We start from the raw sequence: 19,123 nt of genomic DNA, 5'->3' as shown, positions 1-19,123 counted from the left end.
GGGGGGGGGCCCGCCGCGGGGTGGCGGGCCGGTGGGGGGGTGCCGCGGGCCCCCGGCCGCCCCGCGCGGCCCCCCCCCCCCCCCGGGGGGGGGGGGGCCCCCCCCCCGGGGGGCCCCCCCCCGGGGGGGGGGGGGGGGGCCCCCGCCCCGGGGTGGGACGAGCCGCGGGAGGCAGCCCGCACACTCATTCCGGGTCGCGGTTGAACTGCGCGGTCGACCAGCGGTGGCCGAGCGCGATCAGGCCGACGCACCAGACGACCGCGATCCACCCGTTGTTGCCGATCTCGGTGCCGAGCAGCAGGCCGCGCAGGGTCTCGATGGCCGGGGTGAAGGGCTGGTACTCGGCGATCGGCTGGAACCAGCCCGGCATCGTCTCGGCCGGGATGAAGGCGCTGGAGACGAGCGGCAGGAGGATCAGCGGCATGGCCGCGTTGCCGGCCGCCTCGGGGTTCGGGCTGGCCATGCCCATCCCGACCGCGATCCAGGTGAGCGCCAGGGCGAAGAGCACGAGCAGCCCGAACGCCGCCAGCCACTCCAGGGCCGTGGCGTCCGTGGAGCGGAAGCCGATGGCCACGGCGACGGCGCCGACGAGGACCACGCCGGCGACGGACTGCAGCACGCTGCCGACCACATGCCCGGTGATCACGGAGCCGCGGTAGACCGCCATCGTGCGGAAACGGGCGATGAGACCCTCGGTCATGTCCATGGAGATGTACACCGCGGCCCCGATCACGGTGCTGCCGATGGTCATCATCAGGATTCCCGGGACGATGTAGGCCATGTACGCGGAGCGGTCCGCACCGTCGCCCCCGATGCCCGCGCTCATCACGTCACCGAAGATGTAGGCGAAGAGCAGCAACAGCATGATGGGCGTGAGCAGCAGGTTCAGAGTTGCGGACGGGTAGCGCCACGCGTGCAGGAGGTTGCGGCGCAGCATGGTGTTCGAGTCGCGTACGGCGAGGGCGAGGGCGCTCATCGGGCGTTCTCCTTGGGCTGGTCGGGGATGCCCGCCGGGCCGGTGAGGGCGAAGAAGACGTCGTCGAGGTCGGGGGTGTGGACGGTCAGTTCGTCGGCCTCGATGTGGGCGGTGTCGAGTCGGTCGAGGATGGAGCGCAGTGCGCGCTGGCTGCCGTCGCTGGGGATCTGCAGGGCGAGGGATTCGTCGTCCCGGGTGCTGTCGCGCAGTGCGGAGGCGGCGTTCCGGTAGGCGGCCGGGTCGGTGAAGCGGAGCCGGACGTGGCCGCCGGGGACGATCCGCTTGAGTTCCTCGGCGGTGCCTTCGGCGGCGATCCTGCCGCCGTCGAGGACGGCGATGCGGTGGGCGAGTTCGTCGGCCTCGTCCAGGTACTGGGTGGTGAGGAAGACGGCGACGCCGTCGGCGACGAGTTCACGGATGATCTGCCACATGTTGTGGCGGGAGCGCGGGTCGAGGCCGGTGGTCGGTTCGTCGAGGAAGATGATCCGCGGGTTGCCGACCAGGGTCATGGCGATGTCGAGGCGGCGCTTCATGCCGCCGGAGTAGGTGGAGGCGGGCTTCTTCGCGGCGTCGACCAGGTCGAACCGCTCCAGCAGTTCGGCGGCGACCCGCCGCCCCTCACGCTTGGGCAGGTGGTGCAGGTCCGCCATGAGGAGCATGTTCTCCTCGCCGGTGACCAGCCCGTCGACGGCGGAGAACTGTCCGGTGACGCCGATCGCGGCACGCACGGCCTGCGGTTCGGCGGCGAGGTCGTGGCCCGCGACCTGGGCCTGGCCGCCGTCGGCCGTGATGAGGGTGGACAGGATCTTGACAACGGTGGTCTTGCCCGCGCCGTTCGGCCCGAGCAGCGCGAACACGGACCCGGCCGGAATGTGCAGATCGATGCCGTCGAGCACGGTCTTGTCGCCGTACGACTTGCGCAGACCGACAACGGAGACGGCGGCCGGCGACGGACGACCGCCACCCTGGATGGACGTGGACATGACAGATGAAGTCATGGAGTTCTTCCGTTCGAGGGATGAAGTGACCGGGGAAGCACGTGAGTCGAGGCCGAGCGGGAGACGAGAGCGCTCAGTGGGCAGCGGCGGACGTGGACGTCATGACGAACGGTGTCCGCGCGACAATCGAGTGCCTGTCAGGCACCGCGGGGCGGCACCCGCTCCACGAGCCGGATCACCACGGCGTCGGGGCCGGCGCCCCGGACACCCCTTCACCGCAGGACTCAGCGGCGCGGCGGCCGGGTCGGAGAATGCGGCTCCGTCGCATGACGGGGCGAACGCCCGCGGCTGCCGACCGGCCGCGCCCGCCCCGTTGGGCCGGCTCGGCGTCCGGCACCGCGGCACGTGTCACTCGCAGAACACCTGCACCTTTCCGTCGGCGTCGCCGACGTCGACGATGACGTCGTCGAGGTGCTCGATGAGCTCTTCGAGGTGCTGCGGCTTGAGCTCGGTGAGGTCGATCGGCACCCCCGACTTGTTCAGCTCCGCGTTGACCTTGGTGAGCGCCTGCGGAGGGACGAGGCTCGCGAGCCGGACCCCGGCACGCAGCAGTTGCAGCGGGACCTGGATGTTGACCCGGCTCGGCCCGTCACCGCCGGAGTCGTCCTCCGAGTTCACCACCACGCGCAGGTACTTGGGTCGGGATTTCGGGCGGGGTGCGGCCCCCGCCGGGGACTCGGGCCGTTGGCGTTCGAGGGCGTCGATCAGCCGCTCGGCCTCGTCCGCGGTGATCTTGCCCTCCGCCAGCATCTGCAGGATCTGGCGGCGCTGCTCGTTCATCGTTGCTCTTCCCCTCTGACTCATCTGACGCTTACCAGCACGGCCGTTCGGCCCTGCTCGATCTCGAACCGGGTGCCGGGCAGTGCCCACAGCAGCTGCCCGGTGCCGCGCAGCGCGCCCGCCGGGCTCACCCGGGTGGCGAGGCACGCGACGAGTCCGCCCATCACGGCGAGCAGCAGCAGCGGCGACAGCACCAGCAGCACCGGCAGGACGGGGACGTGCAGCCGCCACCGGCGACCGTCGGGACGGTGCCAGCGCATCGTCACCAGGAACGGCATCATCGGGGCTTCTCCAGCTCGGCCAGCGCCTCCTGGGCGCTGATCTCCCCCCGCTGCAGGCGGTCGACGACATCGGCACTGGTGGGTGCCGGGTCGGTGTCGACGAAATCGAGGGCCTCGCCGATCCGCTTCAGCCGGGACTTGATCGTCGGGTAGCTGACCCCGAAGATCCGCTCCATCTCCTTGATCGAACCGTGCGACCGTACGAACGCGGCAACGAACACCTGGTCGTCGACGCCGAGCTGAGCCAGCTGCGGCGGCTCGAACTGTCCCTCGACCGCGACACCGCTCCCGGCGAGGCGGACACGCTCGACCACGAACGGCCGCCCTTGCGTCAGGTCCGTCAGTTCCTGCCAGTCCACGCCGGCCCCCTTCTCTCAGCAACACGCTCGATTCATTTGTACCTTGAGTTTTTTAAGATGCCAAGTCATAGAAATTGATTTTTCTAATCCGGTCTTCAATCTTGCCGGGTGCGGGGCCGAAGCCGGACGACCCGGCCGTGCCGTCGTCGTCCGGCTCGACCGCGGCCGGGTCGCGGGCGCGGGCCGTCGCCGGCCGGAGTGGAGGCGCGGAAGCCGTAGCGGCCCAGCACAGCGCTGCTCGCGCGCCCGAGCGGGGAGAGCCGGGCGGCGTCGCCCTCATGGCCTTCCGGAGAAACCCGACGCGGCATCCCGGCCCTGCACCGCAGAACCAGGACCGATCTCGGCACCCACCACGGTTCCACCGACCCCCGGGGCCGGTTTCGCCCCCGGCACCCCGCAGCCGGTCGCGCCTCCCCGACGCGTCAAACTCGTCGGGTCTACGCCGCGCGCAGCCGGGCCAGTGTGGCCTCCAGCTCGGCCTGCGCGGCCCGGCCCGCCGAATCCGCGTCACCGGCCACGACGGCGCGCACCAGTGCGTCATGGCTCGCATCGCCGTGGTGCGGGTCCTCGCGGCGCAGGCCGAACAATTCGACGAGGTCGATGAGCCCTTGCCGCAGCACGGGGGCGAACTCGCCGAAGAGGTCGGTGAGTACGGGATTGTGGGCCGCGACCACCACGGCCCGGTGCAGGGCGATGTCCGCGTCGACGAACCCGGCGTCCCCTCCCGCCCCCGCTGCCCGCCGCGCGGTGAGTGCCGCGTCGAGGGCGACCAGGTCCTCGTCCGTGCGGCGCCGCGCGGCCAGCCGGGCGGCCTGGACCTCGATCAGCATGCGCACCTCGTAGACGTCGGTGACCGAGGCCCGGCGCAGTCGGGTCGGCCAGTCCTCCGTCACGTGGTCGGCGATGACGAAGACACCCGCGCCCTGGCGGGACTGGAGCAGGCCGAGCGTGGCCAGGGTGCGCACCGCCTCGCGGACGGTGGAGCGGCCCACTCCGAGTGTCTTGGCCAGGGTGGTCTCGCCGGGAATCCTCGCGCCGACCGGCCAGTGCCCCTCCGTGATCTGTTCGCGCAGATGGTGCGTGGCCTGTTCGACCAGGGGGCTGGGACGGAGCGGACCGAGCGACGACACGGGTTTCACCTGTCAGGTTGTCTGAGGACTTGCTTCGTGGCTACTGTACCGGGCATGACGCACAGCGGTCTCCTTCTTCTCGGCTGCCGCGGCGGGGCCTGAAGCGACCGGCACCCCGCCGCGGGGTGCCGTGCTGTGCCGGTCGCATCCGGCGATGCGAGAAGAGTCCGTCTTCATGTCCGACCGTCTGTCACCGATGCACAGCTTCCCCACCGTCTGCACCCCGCGCGGGCCCGTGCCCGCCGACGCGCCCCGCTGGAACCCGCAGCGCGCCGGCTCCATGCCGTCCCACCGCTACCGTCCGGCCTTCGACCGCGTCGAGGTCCCGCTGACCGGGCGCACCTGGCCCCAGGCCCGTATCGAGAAGGCCCCGCTCTGGGTACCCGTCGACCTGCGGGACGGCAATCAGGCACTGGCCGAACCCATGGACACCCCGCGCAAGCGCCGGATGTTCGATCTGCTCGTCGCCATGGGGTACAAGGAGATCGAGATCGGCTATCCGTCCGCGAGCCGAACGGACTTCGACTTCGTCCGGCATCTGGTCGAGAGCGGCGCCGTACCGGACGACGTCACCGTGGTCGTGTTCACCCCGGCCAAGCAGGATCTGATCGAGCGGACCTTCGAGTCCATCGAGGGGGTGGACCGCGCGGTGGTCCACCTGTACATCCCGACCGCCCCCGTCTGGCGCGATGTCGTGCTCGGCCGCAGCCGTGCCGAGGTGCACGGTGTGGTGCGCGAGGCGGCGACGCGGATGGAGCGCCTGGCGCGGGCGCGGCCCGCGGCGGACATCCGGTTCGAGTTCTCCCCCGAGGTCTTCGTCCTCACCGAGCCGGACTTCGTCCTGGAGCTCTGCAACGGCCTCACCGAGCTGTGGGACGCCTCCCCGGACCGGCCGGTCATCCACAACCTGCCCGCCACGGTGGAGATCGCCACGCCGAACGTGTACGCGGACCAGATCGAGTACATGCACCGTCACCTGGAGCGGCGCGACGCCGTGATCCTCTCCGTCCATCCGCACAACGACCGCGGCACCGGCACCGCGTGCGCCGAACTCGCCGTCCTGGCGGGCGCGCAACGCGTGGAGGGCTGCCTGTTCGGCAACGGCGAGCGCACCGGCAACGTCGACCTGGTCAACCTGGCCCTCAACCTGCATGCCCAAGGCGTCGACCCGATGATCGACTTCTCCGACATCGACGAGATCCGCCGCACGGTCGAGCACTGCAACCGGCTTCCGGTGCCACCCCGCCACCCCTACGGCGGCGATCTCGTGTACACCGCGTTCTCCGGCACACACCAGGACGCCATCAGCAAGGGCCTGGCCCATCACGCGCACACCGGCGACGAGCGCTGGTCGGTGCCGTACCTGCCGATCGATCCGGCGGACGTGGGGCGTTCGTACGAGGCGGTCATCCGGGTCAACAGCCAGTCGGGCAAGGGCGGCATCGCTCATCTGCTGCGGAGCGACTACGGGGTGGACCTGCCGGCCGGGCTGCGCGCGGATTTCTCCCGCACGGTGCAGACCGCGACCGACGACAGCGGTCTGGAGGCCACGTCGAAGGATCTGTGGGAGCTCTTCGAGGCGGCGTACCTGGTCCCCGGACGGGACGGGAACGTGGCCCTGGCCTCCTGGTCCACCGACCGGAACCCGGCCGGTGAGCACCGGTTCGTCTGCACGCTGCGGGTGGGCGACCGGGAGGGCGACTACGAGGGCACCGGAAACGGCCCAGTGTCGGCGTTCATCCATGCGCTGGCGGCGGCGGGCATCGAGGTGGACATCGTCGACTTCACCGAGCACGCGACGTCGACGGGGCGGGGCAGCCCGGCGATGGCGTACGCGGAGTGCCGGGTCGGCACCGGCGGGGAGCGGCGCTGGGGGGCGGGCCAGGACACGTCCGTCCTCACCGCGTCGATCCAGGCCGTGCTGTCGGCGGTGAACCGGGCGGATTAGCGGGGCCGTCGGGCTTCGTCCGGGCATCGGGGGGAAGGGGGCGCGCGCCCCGGCCGGATGTGGGGGTGTGGGGCCGGCCGGGGCGCGCGGAGGGGGTGTTGGTCCTTGGCTGTCGGGCGGTCATTCGTAGACGCCGAACACCTTCGTGCAGGCGTGCGGCTCCTGGACGACGGAGCCGCACGAGGTGTCGGCGCCCGGCCTGGCCCCGCCCACGCGTTCCTCGTCCCGGGTCGCCGCCGGCCCGGTGCGCGCGGCACCGGCCGCGGCGGCCCGGACCGTCGCGGTGAGGGCGAAGGCCGTGCCGCCGGTCACGGCCGGGGCGACGACCGCGCCGATCGCCCCGGTCCCGGTGCTCGCCGCGCGCCGGTGCGTACTGGTGCCCATCGCGTACCTGCCTCTGTCCTGCGGGAGGGTGCGGGAGCACGCTAGCGACAGCGAATCCGACAAATGACGCCCTTCGGGCCCGAGTCGGCGTTCTTAGGGTTCCCTTAAGGAGCGCATCGGCGCTGGTTAAAGGTTCGGACCTGTGCCGGAGCGGAATCGGCGCGCCGCCTTCCGACGGATCGTGCCGCGACGCCGCCCCACCCGGTGGCCACGCCGGTCCCGCTCCGGCCGCTGCCCGTCGAGACCGATCCAGACGCGTACTTCCGTGCCACCGAGCACCGAGCGGCCGATCCGCACGTCGCCGCCGGTCGACTCCGCGACCCGGCGGACGATGTCGAGGCCGAGCCCGGTCGAACCCAACGCGCCCCTCGTGCCCCTCGCCCCGCTCCGGCCGCTGCCACCGCGGACGAGGGCCGCCTCCGGGTCGGCGATCCCGCCGCCCGCGTCCGAGACCAGCACGATCACGGCGTCACCGCTGTGATGCACGTCGACGGCGAAGGCGGTTCCCTCGGGGGTGTGCCGGAAGACGTTGCCGAGCAACGCGTCGAGCGCGGCCACCAGTTCGGTCCTCTCGGCCGGGATGCGCGCCGTACGGTCCACGCCCGCCAGGCGCACCTCGCGCCCCTCGTCCTCGGCGAGCGCCGACCAGAAGTCCATCCGTTCCCGGATCACTTCGGAGGCGTCGCAGCCGGCCCCGGGTCCGTCGTCGCGCCCCTGCGTCTGCGGGCGCTGTTCACGGGCGGTCCTGATGATGCTGTCGACCTCGTGCTCCAACTGCTCGACCGCGGCGCGGGTCTGCTCGGCGGCCGGACCCTCCCCGAGCGAGGCGGCGTTGAGCCGGAGCACGGTGAGCGGGGTGCGCAGCCGGTGCGAGAGGTCGGCGGCCAGTTCGCGTTCGTTGGCGAGGAGCCGGACGACCTGGTCGGCCATGGAGTTGAACGCGGCGGCGGCCGAGCGCAGTTCGGTCGGCCCCTCCTCCGCGATCCTGGTGCCCAGCCGGCCCTCCCCCAGGTCGCGGGCGGCACCCGCGAGCCGCCGGGCGGGCTCCACCATCCGCACGCCGAGCCGGTCGGCGACCGCGACGGACCCGACGATCAGTGCGATGCCGACGCCCGCCAGCATCACCCAGGCGGTGGTGACGCCGTTGGTGACCTCGTCCTGGGGCACGAAGACCTCGACGACGGCGATGTCCCCGGAGCCGAGCGCGGTCGGCTGGAGCAGTGCGGAGCCTCCCGTCACCTCGCTGATCGAGGCGCGTCCCGACTCGCGCACGGTCTCCAGATCCTTGCGGGCGGCGCGCCGGGTGCCGATCTCCAGCGGCCGGCTGTCCGGCTCCTCGGCGGCGGGGATGTGCACGGCCATCCGGCCCGCGCCGCCCGGTTCGGTGGTGAGCACGGCCGTTTCGAGCTCGGCGCGGTCGGTGGTGATGGAGAGGGTCGGACCGATGGTGGCGGCCTGCCGCTCGGCGTCGGAGAAGGCCCGGTCGCGGGCCATCTCCTCGATGACGAGACCGAGCGGTACGGCGAAGGCGATCACGACCATCGCGGTGACGGCCAGTGCGACCTTGACCAGGGCCCACCTCACGCGGGCCGCTCCGGGGCGGGGGAGGGCGGGGCGGGCGGCTGGAGCTTCACACCGACGCCGCGCAGGGTGTGCAGATAGCGCGGCCTGGCGGCTGTCTCGCCCAACTTCCGTCGCAGCCAGGAGAGATGGACGTCGATGGTCTGGTCGTCTCCGTAGGACTGCTGCCAGACCTCGGCGAGGAGTTCCCTGCGCGGGACGACGACTCCGGGCCGGCCGGCCAGAAAGGTCAGCAGGTCGAACTCACGGCGGGTCAGGTCGAGTGCGGTTCCGTCCAGTTCGGCCTGGCGGCGCAGCGGGTCGATGGAGAGCCCGCCGACCCGGATGACGCGGGGCGGCGGCGCCTCGCCCCCGGCGGCGCGCGAGCGGCGCAGCACGGCGGCCATCCGCGCGGACAGGTGCTCCACCGAGAACGGCTTGGTCAGATAGTCGTCGGCGCCGTCGTTGAGCAGCCGGACGATCTCGCTCTCGTCGTCCCGCGCCGTCGCGACGATCACGGGTACGTCGGTGATGCCCCGGAGCATCTTCAGCGCCTCGCCGCCGTCGAGATCGGGCAGGCCGAGATCGAGTACGACCACGTCGAAGCGGAAGTGGGCGACCTCGCGCAGCGCTTCGAGCGCGGTGCCGACACTCCGTACCGTGTGGGAGGCCTCGGTCAGGTGCCGGATGAGGGCGGATCGTACGAACTGGTCGTCCTCGACCACGAGCACACTTGGCATGGGCGGCACCGTACGCCATGCGCCGGTACCGGGTCCCGTCCCCAGCGGTACCGGGACAGCGCGGGGCCCGGTGGTGCAGGATGTGCCGGATGCGACGAGGGCTCGTGCACGCGCTCGCGTGGTCGCTCGCCACCGGGGCGGCGGTCACGCTGACGTGGTGGTGTGTGCACACGGTGATGGCGGGCACGGCGTACGACCCGCCGCGCGCGGTGCCGATCTCGGCGGGCACCCGGGGCCCCGCGGAGGAACTCTCGTCCTCGACACGTCGCCCCCGGCCGACGCCGTCACCGACCCTCGCGACCACCCCACCCCGCACCGCCCCGAAGCCGCCCGCGTCCGCTTCCCCGCCCCGGCGGCCGTCCCGCAGCCCTGCGGGAGCCGGCCCCTCACCGGCCGGCCCCTCACCGACCGGCTCCGCCACGCGCCGGAGCACGGTGAGGAGTTACGGGACGGACGGCGGCCGGGTCGTCTTCGAGCTCGGCAAGGACTCGGCGAAGCTGGTCTCGGCGACACCGGCGCCGGACTGGTCGATGCAGGTATGGACGAACACCACCTGGATCCGGGTGGACTTCGGCCGGGACGGCGACCGGGTGGTGTCGGTCTTCTGCACCTGGAACGACCATCCGCCCCGGGTCGAGATCGTCTGAGGGCCGTCCCGGCACCGGCGTCCTTCGTTCGGATCGGTCCGGACGGACGGCTCCGCCGCGTGCACCGCCCGGACCCTGGCCGCCGGACGGCTCCGCCGCGTACAGCCCTCAGCCGAAGGCCGACGGCGGTGGGGCCGGTGACGGTCTGGCGTCCGCGTCGCTCACCGCCGCCGCGCCACCGGTGAAGTCGGCAAGTGCCCGCCCGTGTTCGACGCGTCCGGGGTGCGGATCGGTCGCGACCCGGCGGGTCAGCTCCGCGATCTTCGGCGGCAGGTCCGAGGCGAGCAGCACCGCGTTGCCGAAGCGGCGGCCGCGCCACACGGTCGGGTCGGCGGCGAGCGCCAGTTCGGGGAAGACCGTGGCCGCGGTGGCGATCTGGCCGCGGAGATGGGTCAGCGGCGGCCCGTCCGCGAGGTTGGCCACGTAGCTCCCGCCGGGCTTCAGGACCCGGCGCACCTCGGCGAGGAACTCGGTGCTGGTGAGGTGCGCGGGGGTACGGGCGCCGCTGAACACGTCCGCGATGACGAGGTCCGCCCAGTCGTCCTGGATCTTCCCGAGCCCGGCACGGGCATCGGTGGACCGGACCCGGATCCTGGCCTGCGGGTCCAGCGGCAGCTCCCGGCGGACCAGTTGGACGAGCGCGGCATCCAGCTCGACGATCTGCTGGGTGGAGCGGGGCCGGGTCGCGGCGATGTAGCGGGCGAGCGTGAAGGCGCCGCCGCCCAGGTGCACGACGTGCAGGGACTGCCCGGGGGGTGCGACGAGGTCGGCGATGTGGCCGATCCTGCGCTGGTACTCGAAGGACAGATACGTGGGGTCGTCGAGGTCCACATGGGACTGGGGGGCGCCGTCGAGCGTCAGCGTCCAGGCGTGCGGGCGCTCCCGGTCGGGCACCAGCTCGGCGAGACCGTCGTCCACGCGTTCGGCGAGGGGCTCCGACCTGCGCCCACCCGCGCGTTCGGACCTGGCGTCGGCCTTGCGGTCGGACCGCTTGCGCGCGCCCGCGCCGCTGCCCGGCGTTCCTCGACGTGCCACTGCTGCTCGCGCCTGCTCACTGCTCATCGCTCCGGGCCGGTACGGAACCGGCCGTGCCGGGGGAGATCCGGCCACCGGCCCATTATGGGCGTGCGGGCAAGGAGGCGGTGGTCAGCGGCAGCTGTCGGCCGCCTCGATCAGCCGGGCCGCCTGGTCGAGCGCGGCCCGCAGCGCGGCCGGGTCGGTGACCGGGGCGTCCTCCCCCGGCGGCAGCAGCCAGCCGCTGCCGGTGACGGGCGGCTCGGCGGGGACGCGCAGCCCGCGGCCGTCGGTCTGCGTGCAGGCACTGCCCGGTACGTCCCACGCCTCCGCGGTGCCCGGCGGCACCAGGAAGCCGAGGGTGTCGCAGGCGCCGTCGTGCAGAACCGGGCCGACGGCCTCCAGGTCGGCGCCGCGGCGCAGGATGTCCACGGCCTCCAGTCCCTGGCGGGCCGGTACCGTCACCAGGTCGCAGGGTTCGGCGCCGTGGTCCTCCGTGAGGGCGGCGGGCGCCGTGGCACCCGTTGCGGCCGGGGTCGTCCGCGAGCCGGTCTCCGTGCCGAGATGCAACAAGGGACCTCTCCTCTCATCGCCGGGCGGAGCCGATTCCGTCTCCGCATGGACCAACGCGCCGACGGCGTCAAGGGCTACGGTGCCACGCCGCCGCAAAGGGTGGCAGTTCATGGCGGATCGGGGGCTAAATATCCCTTTTGCACATAAACGCTGCATGTGTGAACCGTCACAGCCGGTACCTTCTTGCTCCGCCGGGACACCGGAAGCAGGAACCCCGGCTGCGAAAGAGAGGTCCTAGCCCATGGTGTCGACTGGGGCGGTTCCCAACCTCGCCTTCCGGCGGCTGCGCGGCCCGCGCTCCGCCGGGGAGTTCGCTGCCGCGGTACGCAGGTCCGCCCGCGAGATCGGCGAGCAGGTCGCGTGCGACGCCCGGTACATCGGACGCGTGGAGTCCGGCGAGATCCGCTGCCCCAACTACGCGTACGAGCGGGTCTTCCTGCACATGTTCCCCGGAACGACCCTGGCGGACCTGGGCTTCTCGCCGCGCGAATCCGTACGCGGCCGGGCTGCGCGGGCCACTGCCGAAACCCCACCGCCCCCTGCGGTCCACAGCGACACCGACGAGGAGAGCGACGTGCTGCGTCGCGTATTCATGACGAGCGGCTCCACCGCGATGGCGGCCGCGACCCTGGGCCTCGGCCTGGACGCCCCATCCGCCGCCGCCTCCCTGCCCGACCCGCGACGCGTCGGCGAGGCCGAGGTGAGCGCCGTCGAGAAGGCGGTACGGCAGATCCGGCTGCTCGACGACCGGCACGGCGGCGACGGCCTGTACCGCAGAGCGTCCCAGCCACTGCGGGCGGCGTACGCGCTGCTCGACTCCGGGACCGCCACCAAGCGGTCCACCGCCGACCGGCTGCATGCCGGAGCGGGCGAACTCGCCATCTCGGTGGGCTGGCTGGCCCATGACTCGGGCCGGTTCGAGGACGCCCGCTCGCACTACGCGGAGGCGCTCGCCACCGCGCGGGTGGCGGGCGACGCGGCGCTGGAGGCGCATGCGTTCTGCAATACGTCGTTCCTGGCCAGGGACACGGGACGGCCCCGCGAGTCCGTACACGCGGCCGAGGCCGGGCAGCGGGCGGCACAGTCGCTCGGCTCGCCGCGGCTGCTGGCCCTGCTCGCCCTGCGGGAGGCGGGGGGCCGGGCGGGGCTCGGGGACCGTACGGGCTGCGAACGGGCGATCGGCCGCGCGCATGGCGCGTTCGGGCGCGGTCCCGGCGACGGCGATCCGGAGTGGATGACCTTCTTCCGGGAGGCGGAGCTGGAGATGCTGGAGGCCCAGTGCTGGTCGGCACTGGGCGACTGGTCGCGGGCGGCCCGCCACGCGCTGCGGGCGACGCGGCTCCAGGACCCGCACTTCACCCGGAACCTGGCGCTGTACCGGGCCGAACTGACCACGGACCTCGCGCGGGCCGGCCGGGCCGCGGAGGCGGCGACGGCGGGCCATCAGGTGCTGGACCTGCTGGACCGCGTCCAGTCGTCCCGTATCCGGGCGATGCTGGCGGGGGCGACGGCGGTGCTGGCGCCGCAGCGGGGCGCGGTGGAGGTACGGGGGTTCCTGGAGCGGTACGCGGAGGTCGCGGAGGCGGGCGTGTAGCGGCTTCGGCGGGCGCGTGACGTCGCACCGCGGCGGACGACGGGCCCAGGGATCGGCCGGGCCGGCGAACCGGGCCCGTCAGCCGTCCGGGCGCAGCGCCCCCGCCGCCGGTCCGGGCAGCAGGGGTGCGGGCGCGCTTCGCGGGCGGGGCCGCTCCAGGAGCGGCCGGGTCACCGGTCCAGGTGACCGGTGTCGTTCCAGCGTTCCAGCGCGGGGGCCCCGTACGCCCACCCCAGCACCGAGAGCGATGTCGGATCGAGCCGGATGCGCGCCGCGAACGACACGTCCTCGCCGAGCCACCGCGCCCCCAGTGCCCGCAGGATATGCCCGTGGGCGAAGACCAGGACGTCGCGGTCGGCCGAGCGGGCCCAGTCCACGATCTCGTCGGCGCGGCCGGACAGCTCGGCCAGGGTCTCCCCCTCCGGCACGCCGTCGCGCCAGATGAACCAGTCGGGACGGATCGCCTTGATCTCCGCCGGAGTCATCCCCTCGTACGCCCCGTAGTCCCACTCCATGAGCGTGTCCCACGGCTCGGTCCGGTCCGCGAAACCCGCGATCTCACAGGTCTCCCTGGCCCGCAGCAGTGGGCTGGTGCGGACTTCGAGGCCCGGCAGGTCGGCCCACGGCCCGCGGTGCAGCCGCTCGCCGAGGAGCTTGGCGCCCGCACGGCCGGTGTCGAGCAGTGGAATGTCCGTCCTGCCGGTGTGATTGCCCTTGACGGACCATTCCGTCTGGCCGTGCCGGGCGAGCAGGATACGCGGTGCCATGACGGCTCTCCCTGAAACTGAGATCTGAGGCCGGAGATCGGGACTGAACGGATCGTCCGGTTTTCCCATCATCGCGCACGCGTACGGGAGCAACCCCCGGGGCCGAACAGGCGTCCCTCTCTGCGCGGAGACATCCGGCGGAGACATCCGGCGGAGAAATCCGACGGAAAAGTCCGTACACGCACGGGGTATTCGACAGGGACCCCCGGGGGAATCGCGGCAGGCCCGCACCGTACGGTTGAACGCCCGCCGTCGGTCGCATTAACACATGATGGAGAGCTTCCGGATGCAGCATGCCAGCACCGCGCCCGTGGCGCGCCCCCGGCCCCGTTGGTGGACCGAGCTGCCGCTGCTGGCCCTGGTGTACGCAGCCTACTCGGCGGGCCGGCTGGTGGCGCGCGGCGACGTGTCCACGGCCGTCGACCACGGTCTGAGCATCCTGCACCTGGAGAAGGCGCTCCGCATCAACTTCGAGCACCCGCTCAACCGGCTGCTCACCGCGCACCCCTCGATAGGCATACCCGCCGACTTCGCGTACGCGTCCCTGCACTACCTGGTCACCCCGGCCGTCCTGGTCTGGCTCTTCCGCCGCCGCGGGGCCCTGTACCGCCGGGCCCGCACCTGGCTGATGACCTCCACACTGCTCGGCCTGATCGGTTTCACCCTGATGCCGACCTGCCCGCCCCGGCTGCTGCACGCCAGCCACGGCTTCGTCGACACGATGGCGCAGTACAGCTCGTACGGGTGGTGGGGGAACGAGGCGAGCGCCCCGCGCGGCATGGGCGGGATGACGAACCAGTACGCGGCGATGCCGAGCCTGCACGTCGGCTGGGCGCTCTGGTGCGGAATCCTGCTGTGGCGCCACGGCCGCCACCCGCTCGTACGGGCCGCCGGCATCGCATACCCCCTGGTCACCACGTTCGTGGTGATGGGCACGGCCAACCACTACTTCCTCGACGCGGTCGCGGGCGCCGCCGTGATGGGCGTCGGAGCCCTGCTGGCCGGACCGGTGATGCGTCTCGCGGACCGGATCAGGGACCGGCTCGGAGCCCGCTTCCCGAGGCTCGTCGCGACCACGAAGTCCCCGGTTGTCAGTGCCGGATGCGAGACTTCGGCGGGTGAGCGAATCCCTGGCCAGCGGACCACCTCCGCAGATTCCACCGACACCCCGGCATCGGCCGACGCAACCGCCTCGGACGGCCGCGCGTCCCGGGCCGACGCCACAGCCCCCACAGGCGCTCGACCAGCACAGGACGACGCTCCGGCAGCGGCTCGCTGAGCTGCGGGGCCCGGCCGTCGCGGCCCGGCCGCTGGACGCCCGCGCACTGGCGGCCCTCGCCGCCAACCCCGGCTGCCGGCGCCGCGCCCTGCTGGACGGCGCGGGGGTGGACAAGGCCGCGCTGGCCGCCGCGCTCGGTTCGCCGGCCCCCTTCGGCCAGTCCCAGTTCGCTCTCGTCCGGGGCAACGCCTTCGAGGCCAAGGTCAAGGCCGACGGCGGTACGGAGCTGATGCGGCTGCTGCACGAGCGTCTCGGCGGCGACGGCGAGGCCCCGCGCGAGGTGCTGGTCCCCGATCTGACCGCCGCCGGTCCCGAGGGCCGCGCGGCGCGTACGGCCCTCGCGCTGCGGGAGGCGACCGGGTCGGGCGGCTGGGCGCTGCTGGACCACCCGATGCTGGCCCTGGAGGTGGCCGGCTCCCCGGCCTACCTGGAGCCGGATGCGGTGGCGGTGCATCCCGACGGCACCTGGACGGTCATCGAGATCAAGTCCTTCCCGATGATCGACGGTTCCGCCGACGCCGCGAAGGTCGGCGCGGCGGCCCGGCAGTCCGCCGTCTACGTACTGGCTCTGGAACGGATCGCGGAGCTGACCGAGGGCGCCGAGGTCGGTCACCGGGTCCTGCTGGTCTGCCCGAAGGACTTCTCCAATCTGCCCACCGCCTCGGTCGTCGACGTACGCAAGCAGCGTGCGGTCACCCGGCGCCAGCTGACCAGGCTGACCCGGATCGAGGACATCGCGGCGGCGCTGCCCGAGGGCACCACCTTCGACCCGAACTGCCCCCGGCAGCAGCTGGACACGGCGGTCGAATCGGTGGGCGCGGCGTATGCCCCGGAGTGTCTGTCCGCCTGTGAGCTGGCCTTCCACTGCCGGGCGAAGTCCCGCGCGGCCGGTGCGGTGGAGACACTGGGGCGGAGTGTGCGGGGCGAGCTCGGCGGGCTGACCACGGTGGGTGCGGTGCTGGCCGCCGCCGCGGGCAAGGAGGGCGACCCGGCCGATCCGACGGTCGCGGCCCTGCGGCGGGCGGCGGCGCTGCGCGCCGAGGCCCTGGAGGGCGGTCCGGCATGTCGCTGATCAGCACCCTGGCCCGGCTGGAGGCCGTGGAGAGCGGCCGGGCACAGCCGATGACGACGGTCCTGCACCGCCATCTCACCGCCCGGCCGCTCGTCCTGGTGCCACTGACCACCGCCGGCGAGGCGGGCGCCCCGCTGGGCGCGCTCGTCGGGACCGACCGGGAGGCGCCGCGGCTGCTGACGGTCGCGCAGCCGCGCGACCGGGATCTGCGGTTCGCGTTCCTCGCCGAGCTGGCCGAGGCGGTGCTGCCGCACATCGAGGCGTACGAGGACGTCGTCGAGCCCGCCGAGCGGAGCGAGACCGATCCGGAGACCGGGAAGAAGGTCAAGGTCGAGGTCGAGCTGTGCGCGGACGCACCGCAGTTGATCGTGCCGAGCCGTACGGGCATCGACTTCGTACGGCTGCTCGGCCGGTCGATGCGGTTCAGGCGCACGGCGGAGGACGATCCCGAGGCCCCTTACCCCGCGCCCGCCCGCGTCCCGCTGCTGGGCCGCTGGCTGACGCATTACGGGGAGCGGGCCAGGGTGCCGGGCTCCTCCCTGCTGCTCGCCACGACGGATCTGCTGAACCGGCACTGGGCGACCGGGCAGAGCAGCCTGGAGGACCAGCACCTGGGCGCGCTGCTGGCCTGGATCGACGCCCCGGCGGGCGAGTCCGGGGCGCGGGTGGCACTCCGTGCGGAGCGGGACCGGGACGACGAAGGCCAGCTGCTGTGCCCGCCGGCCGGCCCGGCGACGGACCCGGCGTTCGACAACCGGCTGCTGGCACCCGCCATCGAGAAGTACGACCGGGCGCGCACCTCGCTCGCGGCGGCCGAGGACGGTCTCGCCGCCGATGCCCGGCTCGGCGAACTGACCGCCGCCGAGCGGGAGATCCGGGCGCTGCTGGCCGGGGTGATGCGGCCGACGTGGGACGCGGTGTGGCGGGGGCTCGATCTGCTGAGGGAGCTGCCCGAGGGGGCCAGGGCCGAGGACCGCTGGACCAGGGACCGCTGGTCGTTCACCGGGCACCGGGACCGGGTGCGTTCCGGTGAGCCGCCGCAGCCACGCCGGGACGACGCGGTGACGGCGGCGCAGAAGCTGGCCTCGCGGGAGACGGCGCAGGCCCAGCTGGAGGCGCAGGAGGCCTTGGACGATCCGCTGGTGCTGGCCGGGCGACGGCTGGCCGGTGAGGCATTCGTCGGCGAGGTGACGGAGGTGGTGATGGCGTACAGCGAGTCGAAGCGCCCGTCCCCGCGTCCGCTGGTCACGGTCCGCACGGACGAGCGCCCGCATCTCGGCGAGCGCACGAAGGTGTACCGCTCGCTCGAAGGCAGGCCGCAGACCGCCGAGTTCGTGGGGTTCGCCGCGGAACCGGAGGACGGCGGCCCGCCGCCGCTGGTGCTGCGCATCACCGACCGGATGGGCAGGAGCAGGGAACCGGCGCCGGGTTCGGTGCCCGAACAGGGCGACCGGATCTCCTGGACGCTGTTCGAGCACGATCAGCGCGGCGGCCCGAAGCTGCCGGACCCGGAGCAGACGCCGTGGACCCACGGCGGACCGCCGGGCGCGGCCTCGGAGCGCGCCGAGCATCCCGATCCCGTGACCGCGGAGGACCTTCTGTGACGGCCGTATCCGACCCGGGCGCGCAGGCGTCGCGGGCGACCGACGCGATCCTCGCCGACACCCTGAGCGGTACGTCGCGCGGCATCGTGGTCGACTCCCCGCCGGGCGCGGGCAAGTCGACGCTCGTGGTGCGTGCCGCTCTCGAACTCGCTTCGGCCGGGCACCCGTTGATGGTGGTGGCGCAGACCAACGCCCAGGTCGACGACCTGGTGGTGCGGCTGGCCGAGAAGGACCCGGGACTGCCGGTCGGCCGGCTGCACAGCAATGACACCGACCCCTACGACAAGGTGCTGGACGGCCTGGCCAACGTGCGGAAGTCGGCCAAGGCGTCGGACCTCGCCGGACTCGACGTCGTCATCTCGACGGCCGCCAAGTGGGCGCACGTGAAGAACGTCGAGCCGTGGGGGCACGCGATCGTCGACGAGGCGTACCAGATGCGTTCGGACGCTCTCCTGGCCGTCGCGGGGCTCTTCGAACGGGCGCTGTTCGTCGGCGACCCGGGCCAGTTGGACCCGTTCTCGATCGTCGGCGCGGACCAGTGGGCAGGGCTGTCGTACGACCCGTCCGCGAGCGCGGTCTCCACCCTGCTCGCGCACAATCCCCGGCTGCCGCAGCACCGGCTGCCGGTGTCGTGGCGGCTGCCCGCCTCCGCCGCGCCGCTGGTCTCGGACGCGTTCTACCCGTACACCCCGTTCCGCAGCGGTACGGACCACGGGGACCGGCGGCTGTCGTTCGGCGTCGCGTCCGACGGTTCGGCACCGGACCGGGTGCTGGACGAGGCGGCGGAGTCCGGCTGGGGCCTGCTGGACCTCCCGGCCCGGCACACCCCGCGCACCGACCCGGAGGCGGTACGGGCGGTGGCGACGGTCGTCCGCCGGCTGCTGGACCGGGGCGGCGCGGCGACGAGCGAGCGTTCCTCCGAGCCGGTACCGGTGACGGCGGACCGGGTCGCGGTCGGCACCGCCCATCGCGACCAGGCGGCGGCGGTACGGGCGGCGCTCACGGAACTGGGGGTGACGGGCGTGGCGGTGGACACGGCGAACCGGCTCCAGGGCCGCGAGTTCGACGTGACGGTGGTCCTGCACCCGCTCTCCGGCCGACCGGACGCCACGGCGTTCCATCTGGAGACGGGACGGCTGTGCGTACTGGCCTCGCGTCACCGGCACGCCTGCGTCGTGGTGTGCCGCGCGGGCGTCGCGGAGCTCCTGGACGAGCACCCGTCGACGGAGCCCGTGCAGCTGGGGGTCACGGTGAAGTTCCCCGACGGCTGGGAGGCGAACCACGCGGTACTGGCGCATCTGGCGGAGCACCGGGTGCGGTGGCAGGCGTGAGGGCGGCCGTTCGTGGAACGCCGGACGGCCCCTTGCGGGACGTTGGACAATGGAGGGTGGCCGTCGGGCCCACCGAAGGAGGAAAC

At 73.1% G+C, this 19,123-nt stretch carries 18 protein-coding genes; 6 read left to right on the top strand and 12 right to left on the bottom strand.

What is annotated here, in order from left to right; genetic code table 11:
• Positions 1-184 precede the first annotated feature (184 nt).
• The 6 genes from ACIRP2_RS01305 to ACIRP2_RS01280 all read right to left on the bottom strand — a co-directional run bounded on the left by ACIRP2_RS01305 (position 185) and on the right by ACIRP2_RS01280 (position 4,524).
• Entirely contained in the window at positions 185-976 is a 792-nt protein-coding gene (locus tag ACIRP2_RS01305; RefSeq protein ID WP_404245329.1) for an ABC transporter permease, read from the bottom strand.
• The gene (locus tag ACIRP2_RS01300; protein ID WP_404245327.1) at positions 973-1,974 is read right to left on the bottom strand and encodes an ATP-binding cassette domain-containing protein; all 1,002 of its coding nucleotides are present in this window, start codon (positions 1,972-1,974) and stop codon (positions 973-975) included. Before ACIRP2_RS01300 ends, ACIRP2_RS01305 begins: the two co-directional genes overlap by 4 nt.
• Positions 1,975-2,322: 348 nt before the next feature.
• On the bottom strand, positions 2,323-2,754 hold the full coding sequence (locus ACIRP2_RS01295; protein WP_404245325.1) for an SHOCT-like domain-containing protein: 432 nt from the start codon (positions 2,752-2,754) through the stop codon (positions 2,323-2,325).
• Positions 2,755-2,774: 20 nt separating this feature from the next.
• Positions 2,775-3,035 carry a hypothetical protein gene (locus ACIRP2_RS01290; RefSeq protein WP_404245323.1) on the bottom strand — a complete coding sequence of 87 codons (261 nt, stop codon included), beginning with the start codon at positions 3,033-3,035 and terminating at the stop codon, positions 2,775-2,777.
• Positions 3,032-3,394 (bottom strand): DUF2089 domain-containing protein, encoded by a 363-nt coding sequence (locus tag ACIRP2_RS01285; protein WP_404245321.1) that lies wholly within the window; start codon positions 3,392-3,394, stop codon positions 3,032-3,034. Before ACIRP2_RS01285 ends, ACIRP2_RS01290 begins: the two co-directional genes overlap by 4 nt.
• 437 nt (positions 3,395-3,831) lie before the next feature.
• Positions 3,832-4,524 carry a FadR/GntR family transcriptional regulator gene (locus ACIRP2_RS01280; protein WP_404245319.1) on the bottom strand — a complete coding sequence of 231 codons (693 nt, stop codon included), beginning with the start codon at positions 4,522-4,524 and terminating at the stop codon, positions 3,832-3,834.
• A 154-nt stretch (positions 4,525-4,678) separates the two neighbouring features.
• On the opposite strand from ACIRP2_RS01280, the gene leuA reads away from it, so the two are divergent.
• Positions 4,679-6,472 carry a 2-isopropylmalate synthase gene (gene leuA, locus ACIRP2_RS01275; RefSeq protein ID WP_404245317.1) on the top strand — a complete coding sequence of 598 codons (1,794 nt, stop codon included), beginning with the start codon at positions 4,679-4,681 and terminating at the stop codon, positions 6,470-6,472.
• Positions 6,473-6,592: 120 nt separating this feature from the next.
• Here the strand turns inward: leuA and ACIRP2_RS01270 are convergent, their stop codons facing one another.
• From ACIRP2_RS01270 to ACIRP2_RS01260, 3 genes are all read right to left on the bottom strand, one after another.
• Positions 6,593-6,856 (bottom strand): hypothetical protein, encoded by a 264-nt coding sequence (locus tag ACIRP2_RS01270; protein ID WP_404245315.1) that lies wholly within the window; start codon positions 6,854-6,856, stop codon positions 6,593-6,595.
• 126 nt (positions 6,857-6,982) lie between these two features.
• Positions 6,983-8,440: a sensor histidine kinase gene (locus ACIRP2_RS01265; RefSeq protein ID WP_404245313.1), complete on the bottom strand. Its 1,458-nt coding sequence runs from the start codon at positions 8,438-8,440 to the stop codon at positions 6,983-6,985.
• Positions 8,437-9,156 carry a response regulator transcription factor gene (locus ACIRP2_RS01260; RefSeq protein ID WP_404245311.1) on the bottom strand — a complete coding sequence of 240 codons (720 nt, stop codon included), beginning with the start codon at positions 9,154-9,156 and terminating at the stop codon, positions 8,437-8,439. The genes ACIRP2_RS01265 and ACIRP2_RS01260 overlap by 4 nt, the downstream gene beginning before the upstream one ends.
• Positions 9,157-9,245: 89 nt before the next feature.
• Here ACIRP2_RS01260 and ACIRP2_RS01255 point away from each other — a divergent pair, with 89 nt between their 5' ends.
• Positions 9,246-9,803: a hypothetical protein gene (locus ACIRP2_RS01255; RefSeq protein WP_404245309.1), complete on the top strand. Its 558-nt coding sequence runs from the start codon at positions 9,246-9,248 to the stop codon at positions 9,801-9,803.
• Between the two features lie 108 nt (positions 9,804-9,911).
• Here ACIRP2_RS01255 and ACIRP2_RS01250 read toward each other — a convergent pair whose 3' ends face one another.
• Together ACIRP2_RS01250 and ACIRP2_RS01245 are read right to left on the bottom strand one after the other, a co-directional pair.
• Positions 9,912-10,838 (bottom strand): spermidine synthase, encoded by a 927-nt coding sequence (locus ACIRP2_RS01250; protein ID WP_404247123.1) that lies wholly within the window; start codon positions 10,836-10,838, stop codon positions 9,912-9,914.
• A 111-nt stretch (positions 10,839-10,949) separates the two neighbouring features.
• On the bottom strand, positions 10,950-11,390 hold the full coding sequence (locus tag ACIRP2_RS01245; RefSeq protein ID WP_404245307.1) for a hypothetical protein: 441 nt from the start codon (positions 11,388-11,390) through the stop codon (positions 10,950-10,952).
• 241 nt (positions 11,391-11,631) lie between these two features.
• On the opposite strand from ACIRP2_RS01245, the gene ACIRP2_RS01240 reads away from it, so the two are divergent.
• Positions 11,632-12,984, top strand: a complete 1,353-nt coding sequence (locus tag ACIRP2_RS01240; RefSeq protein WP_404245305.1) for a tetratricopeptide repeat protein — start codon at positions 11,632-11,634, stop codon at positions 12,982-12,984.
• Between the two features lie 170 nt (positions 12,985-13,154).
• On the opposite strand, the gene ACIRP2_RS01235 is transcribed toward ACIRP2_RS01240, so the two are convergent.
• Complete coding sequence (locus tag ACIRP2_RS01235) at positions 13,155-13,751, bottom strand: histidine phosphatase family protein (RefSeq protein WP_404245303.1); 597 nt, start codon at positions 13,749-13,751, stop codon at positions 13,155-13,157.
• 286 nt (positions 13,752-14,037) lie between these two features.
• Between ACIRP2_RS01235 and ACIRP2_RS01230 the strand changes: the two genes are divergently transcribed.
• The 3 genes from ACIRP2_RS01230 (at position 14,038) to ACIRP2_RS01220 (ending at position 19,037) form a co-directional block, all read left to right on the top strand.
• Positions 14,038-15,030, top strand: coding sequence for a phosphatase PAP2 family protein (locus tag ACIRP2_RS01230; RefSeq protein ID WP_404245301.1), 993 nt, complete (start codon positions 14,038-14,040; stop codon positions 15,028-15,030).
• 1,062 nt (positions 15,031-16,092) lie between these two features.
• Positions 16,093-17,706 carry a hypothetical protein gene (locus ACIRP2_RS01225; RefSeq protein ID WP_404245299.1) on the top strand — a complete coding sequence of 538 codons (1,614 nt, stop codon included), beginning with the start codon at positions 16,093-16,095 and terminating at the stop codon, positions 17,704-17,706.
• Positions 17,703-19,037, top strand: coding sequence for an AAA domain-containing protein (locus ACIRP2_RS01220; protein WP_404245297.1), 1,335 nt, complete (start codon positions 17,703-17,705; stop codon positions 19,035-19,037). The genes ACIRP2_RS01225 and ACIRP2_RS01220 overlap by 4 nt, the downstream gene beginning before the upstream one ends.
• The last annotated feature ends 86 nt before the right edge of the window (positions 19,038-19,123 follow it).

Origin of the sequence: Streptomyces sp. NPDC101194, from assembly GCF_044767885.1 — a bacterium.
GTDB lineage: Bacteria > Actinomycetota > Actinomycetes > Streptomycetales > Streptomycetaceae > Streptomyces.
The sequence above is the reverse complement of the archived record's forward strand: the minus strand, read 5'-3'. Positions and strand labels throughout refer to the sequence as shown.

Coding starts and splice junctions, on each gene's coding strand:
- ACIRP2_RS01305 (WP_404245329.1), bottom strand. CDS start 976: ATGAGCGCCCTCGCCCTCGCCGTACGCGACTCGAACACCATGCTGCGC.
- ACIRP2_RS01295 (WP_404245325.1), bottom strand. CDS start 2,754: ATGAACGAGCAGCGCCGCCAGATCCTGCAGATGCTGGCGGAGGGCAAG.
- ACIRP2_RS01270 (WP_404245315.1), bottom strand. CDS start 6,856: ATGGGCACCAGTACGCACCGGCGCGCGGCGAGCACCGGGACCGGGGCG.
- ACIRP2_RS01260 (WP_404245311.1), bottom strand. CDS start 9,156: ATGCCAAGTGTGCTCGTGGTCGAGGACGACCAGTTCGTACGATCCGCC.
- ACIRP2_RS01300 (WP_404245327.1), bottom strand. CDS start 1,974: ATGACTTCATCTGTCATGTCCACGTCCATCCAGGGTGGCGGTCGTCCG.
- ACIRP2_RS01290 (WP_404245323.1), bottom strand. CDS start 3,035: ATGATGCCGTTCCTGGTGACGATGCGCTGGCACCGTCCCGACGGTCGC.
- ACIRP2_RS01240 (WP_404245305.1), top strand. CDS start 11,632: ATGGTGTCGACTGGGGCGGTTCCCAACCTCGCCTTCCGGCGGCTGCGC.
- ACIRP2_RS01235 (WP_404245303.1), bottom strand. CDS start 13,751: ATGGCACCGCGTATCCTGCTCGCCCGGCACGGCCAGACGGAATGGTCC.
- ACIRP2_RS01230 (WP_404245301.1), top strand. CDS start 14,038: ATGCAGCATGCCAGCACCGCGCCCGTGGCGCGCCCCCGGCCCCGTTGG.
- ACIRP2_RS01255 (WP_404245309.1), top strand. CDS start 9,246: ATGCGACGAGGGCTCGTGCACGCGCTCGCGTGGTCGCTCGCCACCGGG.
- leuA (WP_404245317.1), top strand. CDS start 4,679: ATGCGAGAAGAGTCCGTCTTCATGTCCGACCGTCTGTCACCGATGCAC.
- ACIRP2_RS01225 (WP_404245299.1), top strand. CDS start 16,093: ATGTCGCTGATCAGCACCCTGGCCCGGCTGGAGGCCGTGGAGAGCGGC.